The sequence below is a fragment of the Marinitoga arctica genome, assembly GCF_054657315.1.
In genome coordinates this window covers 38200-56893 of the sequence record NZ_BAAHYY010000010.1, presented here as the reverse complement: position 1 = coordinate 56893, position 18694 = coordinate 38200, and the positions used below count along the sequence as shown (strand labels likewise).

Annotated in this window: 21 protein-coding genes and 4 tRNA genes; 11 read left to right on the top strand and 14 right to left on the bottom strand. The window is 27.6% G+C overall.

What is annotated here, in order from left to right; translation table 11 throughout:
- Positions 1-40: 40 nt before the first annotated feature.
- The 6 genes from ACYQ44_RS04365 to mnmE all read right to left on the bottom strand — a co-directional run bounded on the left by ACYQ44_RS04365 (position 41) and on the right by mnmE (position 2532).
- Positions 41-115, bottom strand: a tRNA-His gene (locus ACYQ44_RS04365).
- A gap of 20 nt (positions 116-135) precedes the next feature.
- Positions 136-212: transfer RNA gene (locus ACYQ44_RS04360), tRNA-Arg, on the bottom strand.
- A tRNA-Gly gene (locus ACYQ44_RS04355) sits at positions 213-288 on the bottom strand.
- A 21-nt stretch (positions 289-309) separates the two neighbouring features.
- Positions 310-385, bottom strand: a tRNA-Pro gene (locus ACYQ44_RS04350).
- Between the two features lie 90 nt (positions 386-475).
- A complete protein-coding gene (locus ACYQ44_RS04345) occupies positions 476-1183 on the bottom strand; it encodes a hypothetical protein (protein ID WP_459995495.1) in 708 nt (235 codons plus the stop codon).
- An 8-nt stretch (positions 1184-1191) separates the two neighbouring features.
- Positions 1192-2532, bottom strand: a complete 1341-nt coding sequence (mnmE, locus tag ACYQ44_RS04340; protein WP_459995494.1) for a tRNA uridine-5-carboxymethylaminomethyl(34) synthesis GTPase MnmE — start codon at positions 2530-2532, stop codon at positions 1192-1194.
- Between the two features lie 198 nt (positions 2533-2730).
- On the opposite strand from mnmE, the gene ACYQ44_RS04335 reads away from it, so the two are divergent.
- Positions 2731-3273 carry a GNAT family N-acetyltransferase gene (locus ACYQ44_RS04335; RefSeq protein WP_459995492.1) on the top strand — a complete coding sequence of 181 codons (543 nt, stop codon included), beginning with the start codon at positions 2731-2733 and terminating at the stop codon, positions 3271-3273.
- 12 nt (positions 3274-3285) lie between these two features.
- On the opposite strand, the gene ACYQ44_RS04330 is transcribed toward ACYQ44_RS04335, so the two are convergent.
- The 3 genes from ACYQ44_RS04330 to ACYQ44_RS04320 all read right to left on the bottom strand — a co-directional run bounded on the left by ACYQ44_RS04330 (position 3286) and on the right by ACYQ44_RS04320 (position 5277).
- Positions 3286-4131, bottom strand: a complete 846-nt coding sequence (locus tag ACYQ44_RS04330; RefSeq protein WP_459995490.1) for a GNAT family N-acetyltransferase — start codon at positions 4129-4131, stop codon at positions 3286-3288.
- An 84-nt stretch (positions 4132-4215) separates the two neighbouring features.
- The gene (fliS, locus tag ACYQ44_RS04325; RefSeq protein WP_459995488.1) at positions 4216-4662 is read right to left on the bottom strand and encodes a flagellar export chaperone FliS; all 447 of its coding nucleotides are present in this window, start codon (positions 4660-4662) and stop codon (positions 4216-4218) included.
- Positions 4663-4671: 9 nt separating this feature from the next.
- On the bottom strand, positions 4672-5277 hold the full coding sequence (locus tag ACYQ44_RS04320; protein ID WP_459995486.1) for a DUF8042 domain-containing protein: 606 nt from the start codon (positions 5275-5277) through the stop codon (positions 4672-4674).
- 313 nt (positions 5278-5590) lie between these two features.
- On the opposite strand from ACYQ44_RS04320, the gene ACYQ44_RS04315 reads away from it, so the two are divergent.
- The 9 genes from ACYQ44_RS04315 (at position 5591) to ACYQ44_RS04275 (ending at position 13444) form a co-directional block, all read left to right on the top strand.
- The gene (locus tag ACYQ44_RS04315; protein WP_459995485.1) at positions 5591-6124 is read left to right on the top strand and encodes a helix-turn-helix domain-containing protein; all 534 of its coding nucleotides are present in this window, start codon (positions 5591-5593) and stop codon (positions 6122-6124) included.
- A 29-nt stretch (positions 6125-6153) separates the two neighbouring features.
- Positions 6154-6549 carry an adenosylmethionine decarboxylase gene (gene speD / locus ACYQ44_RS04310; RefSeq protein WP_459995483.1) on the top strand — a complete coding sequence of 132 codons (396 nt, stop codon included), beginning with the start codon at positions 6154-6156 and terminating at the stop codon, positions 6547-6549.
- A gap of 11 nt (positions 6550-6560) precedes the next feature.
- Positions 6561-7442 (top strand): polyamine aminopropyltransferase, encoded by an 882-nt coding sequence (gene speE, locus ACYQ44_RS04305; protein WP_459995482.1) that lies wholly within the window; start codon positions 6561-6563, stop codon positions 7440-7442.
- Positions 7443-7502: 60 nt separating this feature from the next.
- Positions 7503-8495, top strand: coding sequence for an elongator complex protein 3 (locus ACYQ44_RS04300; RefSeq protein WP_459995481.1), 993 nt, complete (start codon positions 7503-7505; stop codon positions 8493-8495).
- A gap of 309 nt (positions 8496-8804) precedes the next feature.
- Positions 8805-9899 carry an iron-containing alcohol dehydrogenase family protein gene (locus tag ACYQ44_RS04295; RefSeq protein ID WP_459995479.1) on the top strand — a complete coding sequence of 365 codons (1095 nt, stop codon included), beginning with the start codon at positions 8805-8807 and terminating at the stop codon, positions 9897-9899.
- Positions 9900-9931: 32 nt separating this feature from the next.
- Positions 9932-10570 carry a histidine phosphatase family protein gene (locus ACYQ44_RS04290; RefSeq protein ID WP_459995477.1) on the top strand — a complete coding sequence of 213 codons (639 nt, stop codon included), beginning with the start codon at positions 9932-9934 and terminating at the stop codon, positions 10568-10570.
- Positions 10567-11277 carry a 2-phosphosulfolactate phosphatase gene (locus tag ACYQ44_RS04285; RefSeq protein WP_459995475.1) on the top strand — a complete coding sequence of 237 codons (711 nt, stop codon included), beginning with the start codon at positions 10567-10569 and terminating at the stop codon, positions 11275-11277. The genes ACYQ44_RS04290 and ACYQ44_RS04285 overlap by 4 nt, the downstream gene beginning before the upstream one ends.
- Before the next feature lie 15 nt (positions 11278-11292).
- Positions 11293-12951, top strand: coding sequence for a peptidylprolyl isomerase (locus tag ACYQ44_RS04280; protein ID WP_459995473.1), 1659 nt, complete (start codon positions 11293-11295; stop codon positions 12949-12951).
- A 43-nt stretch (positions 12952-12994) separates the two neighbouring features.
- Positions 12995-13444: a flavin reductase family protein gene (locus ACYQ44_RS04275; protein WP_459995472.1), complete on the top strand. Its 450-nt coding sequence runs from the start codon at positions 12995-12997 to the stop codon at positions 13442-13444.
- Between the two features lie 21 nt (positions 13445-13465).
- On the opposite strand, the gene ACYQ44_RS04270 is transcribed toward ACYQ44_RS04275, so the two are convergent.
- Positions 13466-14578, bottom strand: a complete 1113-nt coding sequence (locus tag ACYQ44_RS04270; RefSeq protein ID WP_459995471.1) for a DUF362 domain-containing protein — start codon at positions 14576-14578, stop codon at positions 13466-13468.
- Between the two features lie 91 nt (positions 14579-14669).
- Between ACYQ44_RS04270 and ACYQ44_RS04265 the strand changes: the two genes are divergently transcribed.
- Positions 14670-15500 (top strand): DMT family transporter, encoded by an 831-nt coding sequence (locus tag ACYQ44_RS04265; RefSeq protein ID WP_459995469.1) that lies wholly within the window; start codon positions 14670-14672, stop codon positions 15498-15500.
- 7 nt (positions 15501-15507) lie between these two features.
- On the opposite strand, the gene ACYQ44_RS04260 is transcribed toward ACYQ44_RS04265, so the two are convergent.
- Genes ACYQ44_RS04260 through ACYQ44_RS04245 form a run of 4 tightly spaced genes read right to left on the bottom strand, consistent with a single transcriptional unit; the run spans position 15508 to position 18621 of the window.
- On the bottom strand, positions 15508-16047 hold the full coding sequence (locus tag ACYQ44_RS04260) for an NUDIX domain-containing protein (protein WP_459995468.1): 540 nt from the start codon (positions 16045-16047) through the stop codon (positions 15508-15510).
- Between the two features lie 31 nt (positions 16048-16078).
- The gene (locus ACYQ44_RS04255; RefSeq protein WP_459995467.1) at positions 16079-16756 is read right to left on the bottom strand and encodes an ABC transporter ATP-binding protein; all 678 of its coding nucleotides are present in this window, start codon (positions 16754-16756) and stop codon (positions 16079-16081) included.
- Positions 16690-17679 carry an ABC transporter permease gene (locus ACYQ44_RS04250; protein WP_459995465.1) on the bottom strand — a complete coding sequence of 330 codons (990 nt, stop codon included), beginning with the start codon at positions 17677-17679 and terminating at the stop codon, positions 16690-16692. Before ACYQ44_RS04250 ends, ACYQ44_RS04255 begins: the two co-directional genes overlap by 67 nt.
- Positions 17680-17685: 6 nt before the next feature.
- Positions 17686-18621: an ABC transporter substrate-binding protein gene (locus ACYQ44_RS04245; RefSeq protein ID WP_459995464.1), complete on the bottom strand. Its 936-nt coding sequence runs from the start codon at positions 18619-18621 to the stop codon at positions 17686-17688.
- Positions 18622-18694: the final 73 nt, after the last annotated feature.

The window sequence follows — 18694 nt, the reverse complement described above, 5'->3', positions numbered from 1 at the left end:
ATATAACAAAAAAAGGAAGCTCAAAGCTTCCTTTTTTGTTTGGGGTGGCATGTGGGATTTGAACCCACGACATCCTGATCCACAGTCAGGCGTTCTACCACTGAACTAATGCCACCATCGCTAAATAAAAAAAGGTGGCGCGCCCAGAGGGACTCGAACCCCCAACCCTTGGATTAGAAATCCAATGCTCTATCCTATTGAGCTATGGGCGCTGGAGCGGCCGACGAGACTCGAACTCGCAACCCCTGGCTTGGAAGGCCAGTGTTCTACCAATTGAACTACAGCCGCACTAAAAAGGTCGCCACCTTCTGGTCGGAGCGACTGGGATCGAACCAGCGACCTCCGGTTCCCAAGACCGGCGCGCTACCATCTGCGCTACGCTCCGACGCATTCATCTTCATCAGATGTCCGAGAATTATAATACCACAAAAATCATTACTAGTCAAGTAAAAAAATATTTCAAGATTTTTACAAGTTATATTTCATCTAATTTTTTAATAACTTTTTGAAGAATATCGGGTTCTTCATAAAACGAAATAAGATCTCCATCCATTGTAGATATAGAAATACAAAAACTTTCTAAATAAGGTTTATGCAATGTTCTTAACCTTCTATTAGGTAAAAATAAATCCTGTATTTTTGTATAATACAACTCTTGTTTTCCTTTAATGTCATATAAATTGTATGAATTTATTTTTTCTATGGGAATAATATTATTATAAAAATCACCATTCGGCATTTTAACAGAATATGCTATTTTTCTTTCTCCTATTGCAAAGACAGATGGTATTAATTTTCCCGCTTCTTCAATAGAAGAAATTTCACCTCTGCCAAAAAATAAATGATAAAAACTCCATTTTTTATAGTCAAAATTATTCGATTTAATATATTCGCGCAATATATCCACTTTTTTTTCTTCATTAGCAGCGACTAAAAAAATTCCTGAGACAATAATCAAATAAAATAAAATAAAAAAATTAGTAAAGCCAAAAAGTAAAGCTATAGCTTCACTCCCGATTATTGTTGCAGATAAAAAAGAAAATACTTGTTTTCCTTTATTTTTTAAAATTTGATAATAAATTATAAAAGCAATTAGAGAGATTCCAAAAAACAGCCAACCCTTAATATATAATTGAGCAAATGGAATTAATCCAAATAAAATAGATAAAATTGTATAATTCATATATACACCTACTTTCCTACACAGAAATTTCCGAATATATTATCTAGTAATGTTTCAGTATAATCTTCGCCTGTTAGCTCATTTAATCCTTCAATAGCTTTTCTTACATCAAACATAATAGCATCATTGGTTAAACCTAGTTCAATCCCTTCAATAGCTTTAATAATAGAATCAATAGCTTTTTTAACAGCTATTTTTTGTCTTTCATTAGTTAGAGTTAAATTATTAGTAGTAACGGTATTTTTTAATTTATCATAGATTAAATCTTCTAAATTATTGATATTTCCAGTAGCGGCTGAAATTCTTACAATATCATGGTTTTTCCATGGGACATAAAAATTATCATTATTTTTGATATCTGATTTATTTATAACTATAATAATATCTTTGTTTAATTTTTTAATTTTTTCATATATTTCTATGTCATAATCTTCAATACCTGTGGAATTATCTAAAATAAATAGTATTAATTTAGATTCTTCAACAGCTTTTAAAGATCTTTGAACACCTATTTTTTCAACAATATCTTCTGTTTCTCTTATTCCGGCAGTGTCTATAGATTTTATATATATTCCTCTTATATTTAGATTTTCTTCAATTGTATCTCTTGTAGTTCCAGGGATATCCGTTACTATTGCTCTATCCTTTCTGAGTAATGCATTTAATAATGTTGATTTCCCTGCATTAGGCTTTCCGACAATAGCCATTTTTATTCCTTCGATCGCAGATATTCCGTTATCGGCATTTTCATATAAGTATGTAAGTTCATTTTTGATTTTATTTAAAGATTCAAGAAATTCAAAATTGTCCACTTCGAAATCATCTGGATAATCCATTTCAACTTCTATTCTCGCAGCAATTTCAAATAGTTTATCTTTAATATTTTTGATTTTTTTTGAAAGAATGCCCTCCATTTGATTTGCGGCAGCTTTCAATGCATATTCTGAATTTGCGTGGATTAATTCATTGATTGCTTCAGCTTTCATTAAATCCATTTTTTTATTCATTACAGCTCTTTTTGAAAATTCTCCAGGCAAGGCTTCACGAATATTTTTGGATAAAATAATATTCAATATTCTTTTGGTTACTAAAATGCCGCCATGACCAAAGATTTCGAGCATATCTTCGCCGGTATAACTTTTTGGACCTTTGTGATATACCCATGTAACTTCATCTATTATTTCATTATTATCTTTAATCCAACTATAATACATTTTTTTGGGTTCAGGGTTTTTAGTATTGAAAAGATCATTAATTAAGTTTATAGTTTTATTGCCAGTAATTCTAATAACTGAAATTGCACCAGTTCCTAATGGAGATGAAATAGCAGCTATTGTATCAAAAATCATAATATCACTCCCAAAAATTTTTCTTCTATATTATACCATAATTACATATATACTTTTTTAATATTATAGTCTTGAAATGTAAATAATTAGAAGTTAATAACGATTTTAAAATTTGAATTTTATTTCTATTAATTGACATAAAAGGGGAGAAATTGTTATACTATTATAAATTAATTTTAATTTTTTGGGGGTGAAAAAATGTTTGAGGGGAAAAAGGTTAGATTAAGGGCATATAAAAAAGAAGATTTAGATAAAGTTGTTGAATATATTAATGATATTGAAGTTAGAAGAGGATTAACACCAGGTATTATGTTTCCTTTTAGATATGAAGATGAAGAAAAATGGTATGAAAGTATTAATCCTCTAGGGAATGGGGAATATAATTTTGCCATTGAATTGAAAAAAACGGGAGAGTATATTGGTGGTTGTGGTATTCCTAATGTTGATTGGAAAAACTCTGTTGTAACAGTTGGTATTTTTATAGGGAAGCCATTTTTAAATAATGGATATGGAACTGAAGCTATGAAATTATTGGTTAATTTTGTTTTTAATGAGATGAATATAAATAAGGTAAAATTGCATGTTTTTAGCTTCAATAAACGTGCAATAAGATCTTATGAAAAAGTTGGATTTAAAATAGAAGGAGTTTTGAGAGAACAGATTTTTAGAGAAGGTAAATATCATGATGAAATAATAATGGGAATTTTAAAAAGGGAATGGGAAAATATTAATCGCGACTGATGTCAGTCGCGATTAATGGATTCTTTTTTCCATTTCTATTTGTTGCAGAAACGAGTTAAATTCAAATTTTTTTATAATAGAATAAAGAGGGTCATTTTCTGGAAGGGATACTAAAGAAACACTTTTAAAGTTTAAATCAGCAAATCTGTTTAATAAGTCCAGCAATATATCTTCATATAGAGTTGGATCAACTACAGGAGAAACGTCTACAATAAAAGCACCATCTTTTGTTGTTCCCCATACAACATAACCTATAGTAAATCCTTTTCTTGTTATTTTTTCCATTTGATATCTGTCTTTTGATAATTCTAGGGTTTTAGGTTCTCTTTGCCAGTTTGGTTTTCTTCCAATATAATGTAAGGCTTCAACAGCTCTATCATGTATAAATTTATAATCTGTGATTACATAATTATATTTCGGTTCATCTCTTTTTTCAATATACTTTATAAAACTTTCTAAAATTCTTTTTTCTTTAAATCCATGTTTTTTGTAAAACTTAATAGCATTTTTTTCATCTCTAACAACTTCTAAAGTTACCTTTGTAATACCTTTCCACTTCATTTTCTCTATTGTGTAATATAGAAGCTCTGATCCGTATCCTTTTAATCTATATTCTTTTAAAAATCCAAAAGCATCTATTCTTCCACGAGTTCCTCTAATTGAAATCAAGGAAAAACCTATGGGGTTATTACCATCAAAAACAATATAAGAATCTTCTAATGAAATAGAATTTTCTCTTATATCATGTTCAAATGAAGTTATTGTCCAATTAATAGGTACGGTATAATCTTTAAAAGTATTGTTAACTAAATCAACAATAGTGACAATAGGAACTTCTGATGCTTTTTTAAATTCCATAATATCCCCCCTTTTTATTAAATTATACCACAAAATTTTTTATAAAAATAAAAAGGGTTGAACTCAACCCTTTTCGAATTATTCCTATGTAGAAATATCAAAACCTTTTCTTTCAGGAGCATTAACTTGCTGTTTGATAACATCTCCCGACTGTTTCATTGCTTCTCGCCAAGCTTCTAATAAAGTATTTAGCAAAGTTTTGACTTCTTCTAAAATTTCTTTATCTTTATTCAAATTAGCCTCTAATAGTCTTCTATACATATATGAATATAATGCTCTTAAATTTTTTGAAATTTCTCCCCCTTTTTCCATGTCCAAAGATAGATTTAATTCCATTATAATATCTTCTACTCTAACAATTTGATTATGAGCATCTGATATTTTTTTACTTTCAATAAATTTTGCAGCTCTATTAAGTCTTTCTATAGCATTTAAATATAATAATTCAACTAATTTTGCCGGACTAGCTGTTTTAACCATATTCTCCACATATTTGTTATTTGCTTGTTGAAAATTGTTTGGTTGATACATTAAATCACCTCACTCTATTTCGTTAATAGCTCTTTTGAAAGCATTTTTAAATATATTCAATAATTCGGGAAAGTCATAATCTAAAATATCGGAGATTTCTACATTATCAGATATGTTTTGAGATTCAATTATTTTTTCCAATATTTCTTTTTGTTTATTCATTTCTTCTTGATTAATAAAAGTTTTATTTAACACTTTGGAAGCTTGTGAGAGTATAGTATTCATAGCCTGTAAACCCTCAGCTAAAGCGTTTATCATTTTATGCCCTTCTTGAGTATTTAACATAATCTCTTTTGATATAGAACTGAGAGAATTTTCGATTTTAGAAATATACTGTTCTCCTTCTAATAGTAATTTTTTTACAAGACCATATAAATTATCAAAAGTCAATTCTATTAACTCTCCTCCTTCAAAAAAAGCGTTCTTTATATCGTCGTAAAATTTCATTGGTATTTCTTTATCATTTATTTTTATTCCTGTAAGTACAGAATTTAGTTTTTCGGTTTGAAAAAAATTGACTAATTCATTGAAATTTTTGAATTGATCTTTAGAAAATTCTCTTTCAAAAACTTCATTATCCGATTCATAGATTATTTTAACCTTTATATTTCCCATGATATTACCTCCTAATATATGTCATGTTTATTATCGTCTAAATCAATTATAACATTAATAAATGAAAACAATAACAACGTAAAAGAGATTTAATATTATAAATATCTTTTTGACAAAAAATTATGTTGACAATTAAATAAAAAAAGATTATAATAATAAACGTATTGTTTATTATAGTGTTCAAATAAATATAAAAGATGTTATAAAATTAGAGAGTTTGTAGAAGTTCTTTATATAAAATAGGCTTGAAAAAAGTGTTATAAGTGTTCAGTATAAAATACAAAAAAGACACTTTAAAAATACAGGTGATATTATGAAAATTGGTGAAAAATTAAAGAAAATGAGACTTTCAAGAGGATTAACTCAGGAAGAATTAGCAGTAAGAGCAGATTTGACTAGAGGATTTATTTCACAATTAGAAAGAGATTTGACTTCACCAACTCTTGAAAGTTTAGAAATGATTTTAAGAGCTTTGGGAACAAATTTAAAAGAATTTTTCTCAGATTTTGAGGAAAAAAAGATTATATATAAAAAATCTGAAAGAGTACCTATTTATGATACACCAGATGGAGTAAAAGAAGAATTGCTCATGACAGATACTGAAGTAAAGAAGCTTGAACCAATAATAGTGGAATTATCCCCTCAAGCACAAACTGAAGAAGAAAATTACCATGAAGGTTCTGAGTTTGGATATGTTTTGGAAGGTAACATAGAATTATGGTTGGATGATGTGAAGTATAAAGCCAAAACGGGTGATGCTTTTTATTTTAAAGCAGATAAAATACATTATATAAAAAACTCAAGTAAAAAGAAAAAAGCAAAGGTTTTATGGATAGAAATACAATAATAAAATATAAACCATGGGGAGGGTTGTAAATGGCAAAATCATTAGGAAGACATATTATTGCAGAATTCTATGAATGTGATAAAGATATTTTAGATGATGTTGATAAAATTGAAGAATTAATGAAAAAGGCTTCTATCGAATCAGGAGCCACAATAGTAACCTCGACTTTCCACAGATTTTTGCCCCATGGGGTAAGTGGAGCTGTTATTGTTTCTGAATCACATTTTGCTATTCATACATGGCCAGAATATGGCTATGCTTCAGTGGATATTTATACATGTGGAGATCATGTAGATCCATGGAAAAGTTTTGAATTTTTGAAAAAAGCATTTAATTCTCAAAGAGCACAAACAATAGAACATTTAAGGGGTATTTATGAAGAAATAGGAATAGATGAAAATTCACCTCATAAGGTTGAAGTTTAGGAGGGATAGAAATGGAGAAAAATCTTGAAGCGGGAAGACATATGTTATACATGGAATGGTATACTGGTGGAGATGTAGGGTTATTTATGAAAATGAATAGGGTATTGTTTTCTGGGCAAAGCGAATATCAAAGAGTTGATGTTTTTGAAAATCCAGAATTAGGTAGAGTTTTTTCATTAGATGGAATAACTATGACAACAGAAGTAGATGAATTTATGTATCATGAAATGTTAGTACACGTGCCAATGTTTATTCATCCAAATCCTAAAAGGGTACTAGTAATTGGCGGTGGAGATGGAGGGTCTACAAGAGAAGTATTGAAACATCCTTCAGTTGAAGAAGTAATATTGTGTGAAATAGATCCAATGGTTATTGAAGCAGCAAGAAATTACTTACCAACAACAAGTGTAGAATTTGATAATCCAAAATTGAAAATAGTAAATGAAGATGGATCAAAATATGTAAGACAATTTGAAAATTATTTTGATGTTATTATAGTAGACTCTACAGATCCTACTGCTGGTGAAGGTGGACATTTATTTACTGAAGAATTTTATAAAGCATGTAATAATGCATTAACAGAAAATGGTGTGTTTTCAGCAGAAACAGAAGATCCATTTTATGATAGAGCTTGGGTTGGAATAGCTTATAATAGAATTAAAAAAGCATTTCCTGTAGCGAAAGTATATATGGGATTTATGACTACATATCCATCAGGAATGTGGAGTTATACATTTGCATCAAAAGGATTAGATCCATTAAAAGATTTTGATCCTGAAAAAATAAGAAGTTTTGAAAAGAAGGATACATTAAAATATTATAATGAAGAAATTCATGTTGCAAGTTTTGCATTACCAAATTTTGTAAAAAAATTAATAGGATTAGAAAAGTAAAAAGTAATAAAAATTACCGGTGGATTTATATCCACCGGTTTAATTAATAGAGGTGAAAATGTGTCAAGGGAATATATAATACCAATTTTTATTCCACATGCTGGATGTAAAAAAATTTGTGTTTTTTGCAATGAATATTCAGCTACAGGTATAAAAATAAAACCAAATAAAGAAAATTTAAATAATACTTTTGAAAAATATATCAAATATTTCCCAAAAAATATCATACCTTTTATTGCATTTTATGGAGCTACATTTACTGGCATGAATGATAAAGATATGAAATTTTATTTAGATTGGGCTCAAGAAAAGATAAATAATAGAAAATCTTTAGGAATAAGATTTTCAACATCACCAGAAGAAATTACTAAAGAAAAGATAAATATATTAAAAAATTATAATATAAATTTTATTGAATTAGGTGTTCAATCATTTTATGAAAATGTTTTAAATGCATCAAACAGACCTCATAATATAGATGATATATGGAATGCAATAGAATTACTCGAAAAAAATAATATAGATTATGGAATTCATTTAATGACAGGCCTTCCAGAGAGTTCATATAATAAAGATATAAATTCTGCAATAATAACAACTTTTTTGAAAGCTAAAAGTGTAAGAATACATCCAACAGTTGTATTAAAAAATGCAAAATTAGAGAAAATGTATGAAAATGGTTTGTATAAACCAGAAACTCTTAATAAAGCAGTTGAAAAAGTGGCAAAAATGACAGAGATAATAGAAGCATCTGGAAAGAGAGTAATAAGACTTGGAATTTGTTTATATGGAAAAGAAAAAGACAATGTTGTAGCAGGACCGTATCATGATTCTTTTGGGGATTTAGTAAGAACTAAAATAGCAGAAGATATTATTTTAAATTTTTCCGATTTATTAGTACCAATGAAATTCAAATCAAATTTTATTGGATTTAAAAAGAAAAATTTAGAATTACTTGAAAATTCTAGAATTAAATTTCATAATGAAGAATATTTTCAATATAAAGGCGAAAAATTGAATTATAAGGATATATTAAATATTATTTTAAAATAGAGCTCATTTGAGCTCATTTTTAATTTTAAGGTATTTTTAAGAAAATAGTGTATAATATAATTAATATATAGAAGACTGTCTAAAAAGTTAAATTCATTCAGACAGCTTGATTGCTAATCCTTAAAATTATTCATTCTCAGCCGTCGCTCAAACAATACATCGTATATTGTTTCGCTCAAAATTACATCCATGTAATTTTGACGGCTTACATTCATAATTTTAAGGCCAATCTTCGAGTCTTCATTTCATTTTAGACTTTTTAGAGAATACATCCTATATAATTAATATATAAGTTATGGGGGTGTTTGGATGTTATATTATATGCCAACAAAATTATTTTATGGAAAAGACTGTATTTTTTTAAATAAGGAAGAGTTGATATTAGGAGAAAAAGCAATAATTGTTACAGGGAAAAATTCCGCAAAAATCACAGGAGCGTTAGATGATGTGATTAAAGTATTGAAAGAATTTGATATTCCATACATTCATTATGATGGTATTGGTGAAAATCCAACATATGAAATGGTAATGACTGGAAAGGAAATAGCAATTAAAAATGAATGTGATTTTGTTATTGCAATAGGTGGCGGAAGTCCAATGGATGCTGGAAAGGCAATTGCCGTTTTAACAGCAAATCCTGAATTAACTCCAGATGACTTATTTGATATGAATAATTACGACGTTGCTTTGCCTATAGTAGCTATTCCTACAACATCTGGTACAGGTAGTGAAGTAACTCCATTTGCCGTTTTAACAAAACCAAATGGTAGAAAGACAGGATTTAAGAGCGAATTAATTTTTCCAGATGTTTCTTATTTGGATCCTAAATATATGATTAAAATGAATAAGAATTTAACGCTCACTACAGCTGTTGATGCTTTATCTCATTCAATTGAAGGAATACTTTCTAAAAAATCTACTATTATGTCTGATATGCTTGCTAAAGAGTCGATTAGACTTATCTATGAATACTTACCAAAAGCATTAGAGGACTTAGAAAATGTTGAATATAGAGAGAAATTGGCAATAGCCTCAACTCTTGCTGGTATGGTAATTGCTCAAACCGGAACAATACTTCCACATTCTTTAGGATATAGAATTACCATTCATAAAGAAATAAGACATGGTCAAGCAACAGCAATATTTTTACCTTTGGTAGCAGAAGAAGTTGATAAATATTCTCCAGAAAAAACAAAAATAATAAAAGATGTATATGGGACCTTAGATAATTTCTTTAAATTTTTAAAAGATTTAGGTGTTTACAATTTTAGTATAACTTTTTCTAATGAAGAATTAGAATTATTTACAAAAGAAGTAATGTCTTCATCTCATATAAAAAATACACCAGGATTTTATGATGAAAAAAAGATTAAAGATATGTATACAAAAATTACGAAAATATGATAAAATATTTAATAGATTAAGGGGGAAAACTTTTGAAAATATATTTAATTCGCCATGGAATGACAGATTGGAATTTAAAAAGAAAATGGCAGGGAAATGTTGATATAGATTTGAATGAAATAGGGATTAAACAAGCAGAAAATTTAGGGAGAAGATTTAAAAATATAAATTTTGTAAAGGTTTATTCTTCACCATTAAAAAGAGCTTATAATACAGCTTTACCTATTGCAGAAAATATTCAATCAAAGCCGGAAATTATTGAAGATTTTAAAGAAGTTCAAGTGTCATTGTGGAATGGATATAATATTAATGAAGTGAAGAAAAAATTTTCAATGGAATTTGAATTATGGTCAAAAGATCCATGGGCTTTTATTAGTGGCGTTGAATCATTAGGGGAAGCTCAAAAACGTGGAGTTAATTCTTTAAAAAAAATTATTAGAAAAAATGATGGAAATATTGTAATAGTTTCTCATGCATTACTTGTAAGAACGCTTATTTGTTGGGTTTTAAATTTACCTTTGAATCAGCATAGGAATTTTATGCTTGATAATGCATCAGTTACAACAATAGAAATTTTGGAAAGCAAGGTAAGAATATTGAATTTAAATGAAACATGGCATCTTGATGAAGGTAATTTAATACATCCTAGTACAGTGGAGGAAGAAATGTGAGACTGTATACATATTTTTTACCAAATTCAAATTTAGAATCTCATAAGTATTATATTGTTATAGATACATTAAGAGCAACGTCTACAATAGCAATACTGTTATCAGTAGGTGTAAAGTATGTAATGGCAACAGACAGTCCAGATAAAGCATTTAAACTTAAAAATGAATATTCTATTTTAGTTGGAGAAAGAAATGCTATAAAAATATCAGGGTTTGATTATTCAAATTCTCCTTCTGAAATATTAAAAAATGCATCAAATCTAAAAGAAAAGAACGCAATTTTATGTACAACGAACGGATCTAAAGCTTTATTATTAGCTAATTCAAAAGGGATAACAATAGCAGCTTCTTTACTGAATTTAAAAGCTGTTATAGAATATATAATATCTAAGAAGATAGATGATATAGGTATTATATGTAGTGGAACAGACAATAGAGTTTCATTGGAAGATGTATTTACAGCTGGAAGACTGCTTTCAATATTATCTAAACAAGATATTACATATTTAAATGATGAATCATATATAGCTTTGAACATGAAAAATATTCCGCATGTGAGAATAATGCAATATTCTTTACATTCCCAAAAGTTAAAAAAGATGGGATTAGATAAAGACTTAACAATGTGTTTTAATGAAGGATTACTAAATGTGGTACCTATTTCAAAAATGGGTGATAATAAGTTTAAATCAAAAATAGATATATAAATTTGGAGGTGTAGGATGAGAAAAGTTGTTTTAGTTTTACTATTAGTTGTATTTAGTGTCTTATCTTTTTCAGAAGTTATTGGATATTTAACAAAAGATGGAAAGGTATTGAATGATTATTCTTTGGATGATAAAACTTTTGAAATTGAGTATATGAATAAAGTTAATTCTTTACAACAAAGTGGGCAGCAATATGACAAAATGAAAGAACCTTATTATATGCTTACTACAATAAAAAATCTTATAAATTATAAAATTTTTGAATATTATGCAAAAACAAATGGGTATATAGTAGATATGGATAAAGTAAACAAACAGGTGGAAGATCTAACTTCTCAATATTTAAATAATCCTCAAACTAAGGAACAAATAATAAATTATTTTGGTTCAGAAGATAAACTTAAGGATTTTTTAAGAGAGGCATTATTATCAAATGAATACTATAAATATATAGATACTACTATTGGTGCGGTAACAGATGAAGAATTGAATGAATACATTAAAAATAATTTTGAAGATATAAAATTAAGAAATGAGAAAGTATTAACTAAACATATCTTAGTTACAGATGAATCAACTGCTAATAGTATATTAAATAAAATAAAATCAGGCGAAGTTACTTTTGAAAACGCAGCTAAGCAATATTCTCTTGATACACAATCAGCTGAAAATGGAGGAAGTATAAATTGGGCTGCAAAAAATCAAATTGCACCAGAATATTTTGATGCAGCATATAATGCAAATATTGGAGATATAGTAGGTCCAATTAAAACACAATATGGATATCATATCATTAAAGTAGAAGGTAAAAAGACATATAATTCTATAGATGATATAAAAACTGATTCTGAATTAATGTCTTCATTAAAAGAAGCAGTAAAAAATGATAAACTATATAATTGGTATATGGAATACTCAAAAGATTTTAGTTATGCACTAAAATACGAACCTTTAATTTATGAGGATAGAATAGAAAAGGCAAAAACTTTGGATGAAAAAATGGATATTGAGAAAAAATTATATGATGCGATTAATACAAATGAAGCAGCTCCAGAATTATGGAAATTAAGTTATTTAAATTTGGTTAAAGAATTAGATCAAACCTTACCAGAAATGATTGAATTAGAAAAAATAATTTCAAAATACAGAAATAGTAAATATATTAATATGAGTGAAGAAGATTTAAGTAACGAAATTGATGAGCTAGATTCTGAAATAAAAAATATTTCAGATGAAAATGTAAAAAAGGAAAAAACAGAGTTATCAAAAGATCTACAAGGTCTATATTATGCAAAAGTAATGTATCCAGATTTAATAAATAAAGAAATAAATATTGATGAAATTCAAAATTATTTTGACCAATTAAAAAATAAAGAATTTAATATATTAAAGGAAATGTATATGAAAAATAAAGATATGGATACTTTAATAAGATTATATCAATTAAATCCTGATGATCCACAAATTGCATTTGAATATAATTATACATATTATCAATATATCAAACAATATATAACCTCTCAGCCAAAAGATGTGATACAACCAGAATTAGAAAAAATCCTTCAAGCCTTTGAAAAAATTGTAGCAACTACAAATGATGATGAAATTAAAACTGAATCTCAAAAAGTTATAGATGAAATAAAAACAACGTTAAAAAATATGATGGGAGAATAATTATACATAGCGCCGAAAGGCGCTTTTTTGATGGAGGGATATTATGGATGCCTTAGGTAAGATATATAATGTAGCCTCAATAGTTACAATGAATTCAAAAGGTAAATTAAATGGAATAACTGTTGCCTGGATAACGAGAGTATCTATTAATCCACCTATGATTGCAATATCTATTGGAAAACAAAGATATTCATATAATCTTCTTGAAAATACAGATAAATTTGGCGTATGTATTTTATCAAAAAAACAAAAAGAGTTAGCTAAATTTTTTGGAAGTAAAAGCGGTAAAAATATGAATAAATTTGAGCATGTTGATTATGAATTATCTTCTAATGGCATTCCTAAATTAAAAGATATTGTAGCTTTTTTTGAATGCGAAATTGTAAGTAAAGCAGAAGCTGGTGATCATGTTATTTATATAGGAAAAATTATCAATCAAGAAATGTTAAAAACAGAAGAACCTTTATTATATGGGGAACATAAATTAAAATAATGCAGTCATTTGACTGCATTATTATATTTCAATTAGTTCATATTTTTTTGTTCCTAAACCAATTTTCTCGGCGTGATTTAACCCAGCTTCCCAATCAGCATTAGGATGAACAAACTTAAATTTATCTTCTCCAACAAAATCATGATTATGATCTTTATAAATTTTACTTCCAGGCAGTCCAGGAGCATTTTTAACTAAATCGACGCTTGCCATATCAAGAGCAACAGGATCAAAAGAAGCAGCTATTCCAATGTCTGGAACTAAAGGATAATCATTATTTGACCAACAATCACAATCAGGAGATACATTCATGATAAAATTGATGTAAAAAGCAGGTTTATCTTTTACAATTGCGTAGGTATATTCTGCAATTTTTTTATTCATAATTTCAGATGATTCATTCCAAATTACTTGAGCAGCATTATATTGACAAACCGCTACACATTGTCCACAACCAACACATTTATCATAGTCAATAAAAGCAATCTTTTTTTCATTTAAATGAATAGCGTCATGAGCACAATTTTTTACGCAAATTCCACAACCAACACAATTTTTTTCTACAATCTTTGGTTGTGAAGTAGAATGTAATTCTAGTTTTCCTCCTCGTGAAGCGCACCCCATTCCAAGATTTTTTAAGGTTCCGCCAAATCCAGCCTGCTCATGACCTTTAAAATGTGTCATTGCGATAACTATATCACTATCCATTACAGCTGTTCCTATTTTAGCAGTTTTACAATATTCTAAATTTATGGGAACTTCTGTGTATTCGGTCCCTTTTAAACCATCTGCGATTATTACATGACAACCAATAGATAATGGATTAAATCCATTTTCATATGCGCTTTCTAAATGATCTAGAGCATTAGATCTTCTACCAGAATATAATGTGTTGGAATCTGTTAAAAAAGGTTTTCCTCCAAGATTTTTTATTATTTTTACTAATCTTGATGCATAGTTTGGCCTGATGTATGCAAGATTTCCAGGTTCTCCAAAGTGGATTTTAATAGCCACAAATTTATCCTTAAAGTCTATATTTTCTATACCAGCTTTTTTAATTAGACGTTCTAATTTATCTAATAAATTCATACCTGGTCTTGTCCTTAAGTTTGTAAAAAACACTTTTGATGACATATTTCCACCTCCATTAACCTATTATATCATTTTTGACAAAAAAAGTAAAAAATGATAGAATTAATTTAAATATAAAGAATGGGGGGATGTAATGTTAAAAGCGTATTTTCTATTAATATTAGTTACATTTGTATGGGGAAGTACATTTCCCCTGGTAAAAGTAACAGTAGGTAGTGATGATGTATATATATTTTTAACAATTAGATTTGCAATAGCTTCATTATTGTCATTTGCTATTTGGAAAAAACAAAATTTTAAATATGGAGTTATTATAGGGTTATTTATTGCATTAGGTTTTATTACGCAAACTATTGGTCTAACCTTAACAACAGCATCAAAAAGTGGATTTATTACATCACTATATATAATATTAACACCATTATTTTCGTATTTAGTTGAAAAAGAAAAACCTCATATTAATCATTTAATAGCTTTACCTTTGGCTGCTATAGGTTCATATTATTTATCTGGAGGAATTCATGGAATTAATTTAGGTGACATTCTTACATTTATATGTGCTGTAGCTTTTGCATTGTCTATGGTTTATATAACAAAATATTCAAAAATAGTTGAAGAAACATCGCTTTTAGGTTATCAATTCATGATAGTTGCAGTTTTAAATGGGATATTAGCTTTTACTAAACCTATTAATATTACACTTCCCATGGTAGGAACAGCAATATTTACAGCGGTATTTGCTTCAACAATAGCTACTTTAATTCAATTGAAATATCAAAAGGTTGTCTCAACAAATACAACTGCTTTTATTTTTGTTGGAGAGCCGATATTTGCAATGATATCTGCATATATTTTTTTAGGAGAAAAAATGACCACTCAACAAATTATAGGTGCTTTAATTTTATTGTCTGCATTAATAATAGCATCAGTAAGATTTGGAATTAAAGAAGTTAGAGAAATATAATAGAGACCTAATTGGTCTCTATTTTTTCTATATTAATTATTTCAGCTTTTTTATGTTCATCATAATTTATTTCCAAATAAAATATTCCTTCTTTTTCATATAAATATGGGATTATTTTTTTGTCTATATTAGTTAGATTTTCCTCAAAAAGTTTATCTTTTGAAACCCATTTTAAAATGCCTTCATTACAATATTTCAATTCTCCTTTTTTTACTTCACCTAAAAATATAAACAATATCCAATTATAGTGATCCGGTCCTTCTTCTGAAGTGAATACTTTTAATCTTAAATTATTTAAAGAAAAACCAGTTTCTTCTAAAAATTCCCTTTTAATGGCTTTTACAATATTTTCATTTTCTTCAACTTTTCCACCAGGTGGAACAAGATGTCCTGCAAATGGTTCATTTATTCTTTCAAGCATTAAAATTTCATTTTCTTCATTTTCTGCATAACAAATAACAGCAATTTTTTGATTATTATTCTTAAACAACCTTTTTATATTAAAATTTATTTTTTCATCTTTAAAAAAATTTTCTAAATTTTTCATTATTCACCACCTTTCAATAAATTATATCATGTTAGGCGGCATTTACTATATTCCCATCTTCAATTTTTATTATTTTTTCTGAATACTTAGAAACAACTAAAGTATTATGAGATATCATTAATGTAGTTATATTGAAATCTTTATTTATTTTTAATGTTAAATCCATTATTTTTTCTGTTGCTACTGGATCTAAAGCAGCAGTATGTTCGTCTAATAATAATAATTTTGGTTTAGAGATTGTTGCCAATATTAAAGCAAGTGCTTGCTTTTGCCCACCTGATAATTCTTTTACTTTTACATCCAGCCTTTTTTCTAAACCCATATCTAGAGATTTTAATAGTTCTAATGAGGGTAATTTCCCAAATTTTAAAAATCTCATTCCTTTTTTAGAACCCAAGATAAGATTTTCTTTTATTGTTAAGTCTGGAAATACGCCAATATCAGGATTTTGATATACAATACTAATCATTTTTGAAAGTTGAAATGGAGTAGAATTATTCATATTTTTATTATTTATAATATATTTTCCTTTTGAAGGCTTTATTAAACCCATTATAACTTTAAATAATGTAGATTTTCCAGCACCGTTAGAACCTATTATTGTAATAAAATCACCATCATTTATTTTTAAATTAAAATTATTTAAACCAATTTTTTCATTGGCTGTTCCTTTGTTGTAAATGACAGTGATATTTTTGAGTTCAACCATTTTTTCACCTCCGAATTTCTTAAAGCAATAACAGTTATTATAAATAAAGCGGTGGCTAATTTAAGGTCACTTGCTTTAAAACCTATATTATATCCATATTTTATAACCATACTTATAATTAATTGATATAAAATTCCACCAAAAAGTGGAGCTGGTATTTTTAATAGAAAATCATTTTTAAAAATTATTTCCCCTAAAATAACTGCTGCTAAACCTGTTACCAGCATTCCTTGTCCCATATTAACATCAGCAAATCCAGCATAAATAGAAAACAATCCACCACTTATACCAACTAAAAAATTTCCTATAGATAAACCTAAAATACTTATAATATCAGGATTTACTCCTATTGTCAAAACACCGTGTTTATTTGAACCAAAAGCTCTTAATAATGTACCTAATTCTGTTTTTAAAAATAAATAATATATAAAAAATACTAGAATTGTTATGATGAATAATTTTAAAAGGGTATGATTATCAAAAGGATTTAAAAATGAAAACGATGTATTTTTCCCTAATATCACATCGCTTTTATTATCTAATAAAAAATCTAATTTCGTTCCTGAAAGGTTTATAGTACTTTCTGATGAATTTTTTGGCAAAGATAAATTAGGACCATTCATTAATCGGATATTTATTGAATAAAGCATAATCATAACTAAAATGCTTGCAAGTAATGGATTGATTTTTGTTTTAGTATGAATTAATCCTGTTAATGAACCTGAAAGTCCTGCAAAGAATGCACCAATTAATAAAGCTATTATCCAATTTATGTTATTATGTAAAGCCAATACAGTAATAGCTCCTCCAAGAACATATGAACCATCTGTGGTTAAGTCAGGTGTGTCAATTATTTTAAAAGTGGTGAACACTCCAAGAGATAATATAGATAATATTAAACCTTGTTCAAATATCTCAATCATAAGTATTCACCTCACAATAATATCAGCAGCATTTATTAGAGAATCGGGGATATCTATATTAAATTTTTTAGCTGATTTTAAATTAATTAATAAATTTAATGCACTCATATCCATAGTTTTAGATTCTAAATCAGAAGTATTTTTGCCTTCTATTATTTTATTTACCATTTTGCCAGTTTCTAATCCTAATGAATAATAATCAAAACCAAAACCAATAATGCTTTTTGCCTGTTTAGCTAATTCAATATCTCCAGAAATAGATGGAATGAAATTATCATTAAGTATTTTTGAAACACTTTCTATAGTTGATGCAAGGAGATTATCAGTAAAAATATATACAATATCAATATCATTAATTTTTGTGTTTAATGAAGTTATCATTTCTGATGAAGTAGTTCCTGGTATTTCTACAATATTTAAATTCAAATCTTTAGCAAATTGTTTAGAAAGTTCTAGTAAAGTTTTTGAATTTTGTTCTCCAGGATTGAAAATAATTCCAATATTTTTAGCATTAGGAAAAATCTTTTTTAATAGAGATAAATGAACATTTACAGGAAGAAGATCACTTAAACCCACTATATTGCCATTATTTTTTCCAAAATGTTTAATTAATCCGGCACTAACGGGATCAGTTACAGCAGAAAAAATTAAAGGTTTATTTTTAATAATATTAGCTGCTGCTTGTGCACTTGGAGTTGTTATAGCTACAATAATATCAGCAGAATTTTTAAATTCTTGAGCTATAGATACAGCATTTTGATAAGAACCTTGAGCGTTTTGGAAATCAATAATGATTTCAGGATGTTTTTCCTTGATGGTTTTGATAATAGCTTCTTTTATCTGGTTTAAAGCAGGATGATCAACAATTTGTGTAATACCAATAGTTAAAGAAAATCCCGTTAAAGTAATTAATAAAACTAATAATAATGCTAACTTTTTCATAATAACACCTCCAAAATTTTTATGTTATAGAATTTTTAATAAAAAAAGGTGGATGCCAATTTGGCATCCACCT

Excerpts from the sequence above, each read along its gene's own strand:
- ACYQ44_RS04345 (WP_459995495.1), bottom strand. The coding sequence starts at position 1,183 with ATGAATTATACAATTTTATCTATTTTATTTGGATTAATTCCATTTGCT.
- mnmE (WP_459995494.1), bottom strand. The coding sequence starts at position 2,532 with ATGATTTTTGATACAATAGCTGCTATTTCATCTCCATTAGGAACTGGT.
- ACYQ44_RS04335 (WP_459995492.1), top strand. The coding sequence starts at position 2,731 with ATGTTTGAGGGGAAAAAGGTTAGATTAAGGGCATATAAAAAAGAAGAT.
- ACYQ44_RS04330 (WP_459995490.1), bottom strand. The coding sequence starts at position 4,131 with ATGGAATTTAAAAAAGCATCAGAAGTTCCTATTGTCACTATTGTTGAT.
- fliS (WP_459995488.1), bottom strand. The coding sequence starts at position 4,662 with ATGTATCAACCAAACAATTTTCAACAAGCAAATAACAAATATGTGGAG.
- ACYQ44_RS04320 (WP_459995486.1), bottom strand. The coding sequence starts at position 5,277 with ATGGGAAATATAAAGGTTAAAATAATCTATGAATCGGATAATGAAGTT.
- ACYQ44_RS04315 (WP_459995485.1), top strand. The coding sequence starts at position 5,591 with ATGAAAATTGGTGAAAAATTAAAGAAAATGAGACTTTCAAGAGGATTA.
- speD (WP_459995483.1), top strand. The coding sequence starts at position 6,154 with ATGGCAAAATCATTAGGAAGACATATTATTGCAGAATTCTATGAATGT.
- speE (WP_459995482.1), top strand. The coding sequence starts at position 6,561 with ATGGAGAAAAATCTTGAAGCGGGAAGACATATGTTATACATGGAATGG.
- ACYQ44_RS04295 (WP_459995479.1), top strand. The coding sequence starts at position 8,805 with ATGTTATATTATATGCCAACAAAATTATTTTATGGAAAAGACTGTATT.
- ACYQ44_RS04280 (WP_459995473.1), top strand. The coding sequence starts at position 11,293 with ATGAGAAAAGTTGTTTTAGTTTTACTATTAGTTGTATTTAGTGTCTTA.
- ACYQ44_RS04275 (WP_459995472.1), top strand. The coding sequence starts at position 12,995 with ATGGATGCCTTAGGTAAGATATATAATGTAGCCTCAATAGTTACAATG.
- ACYQ44_RS04270 (WP_459995471.1), bottom strand. The coding sequence starts at position 14,578 with ATGTCATCAAAAGTGTTTTTTACAAACTTAAGGACAAGACCAGGTATG.
- ACYQ44_RS04265 (WP_459995469.1), top strand. The coding sequence starts at position 14,670 with ATGTTAAAAGCGTATTTTCTATTAATATTAGTTACATTTGTATGGGGA.
- ACYQ44_RS04260 (WP_459995468.1), bottom strand. The coding sequence starts at position 16,047 with ATGAAAAATTTAGAAAATTTTTTTAAAGATGAAAAAATAAATTTTAAT.
- ACYQ44_RS04255 (WP_459995467.1), bottom strand. The coding sequence starts at position 16,756 with ATGGTTGAACTCAAAAATATCACTGTCATTTACAACAAAGGAACAGCC.
- ACYQ44_RS04250 (WP_459995465.1), bottom strand. The coding sequence starts at position 17,679 with ATGATTGAGATATTTGAACAAGGTTTAATATTATCTATATTATCTCTT.
- ACYQ44_RS04245 (WP_459995464.1), bottom strand. The coding sequence starts at position 18,621 with ATGAAAAAGTTAGCATTATTATTAGTTTTATTAATTACTTTAACGGGA.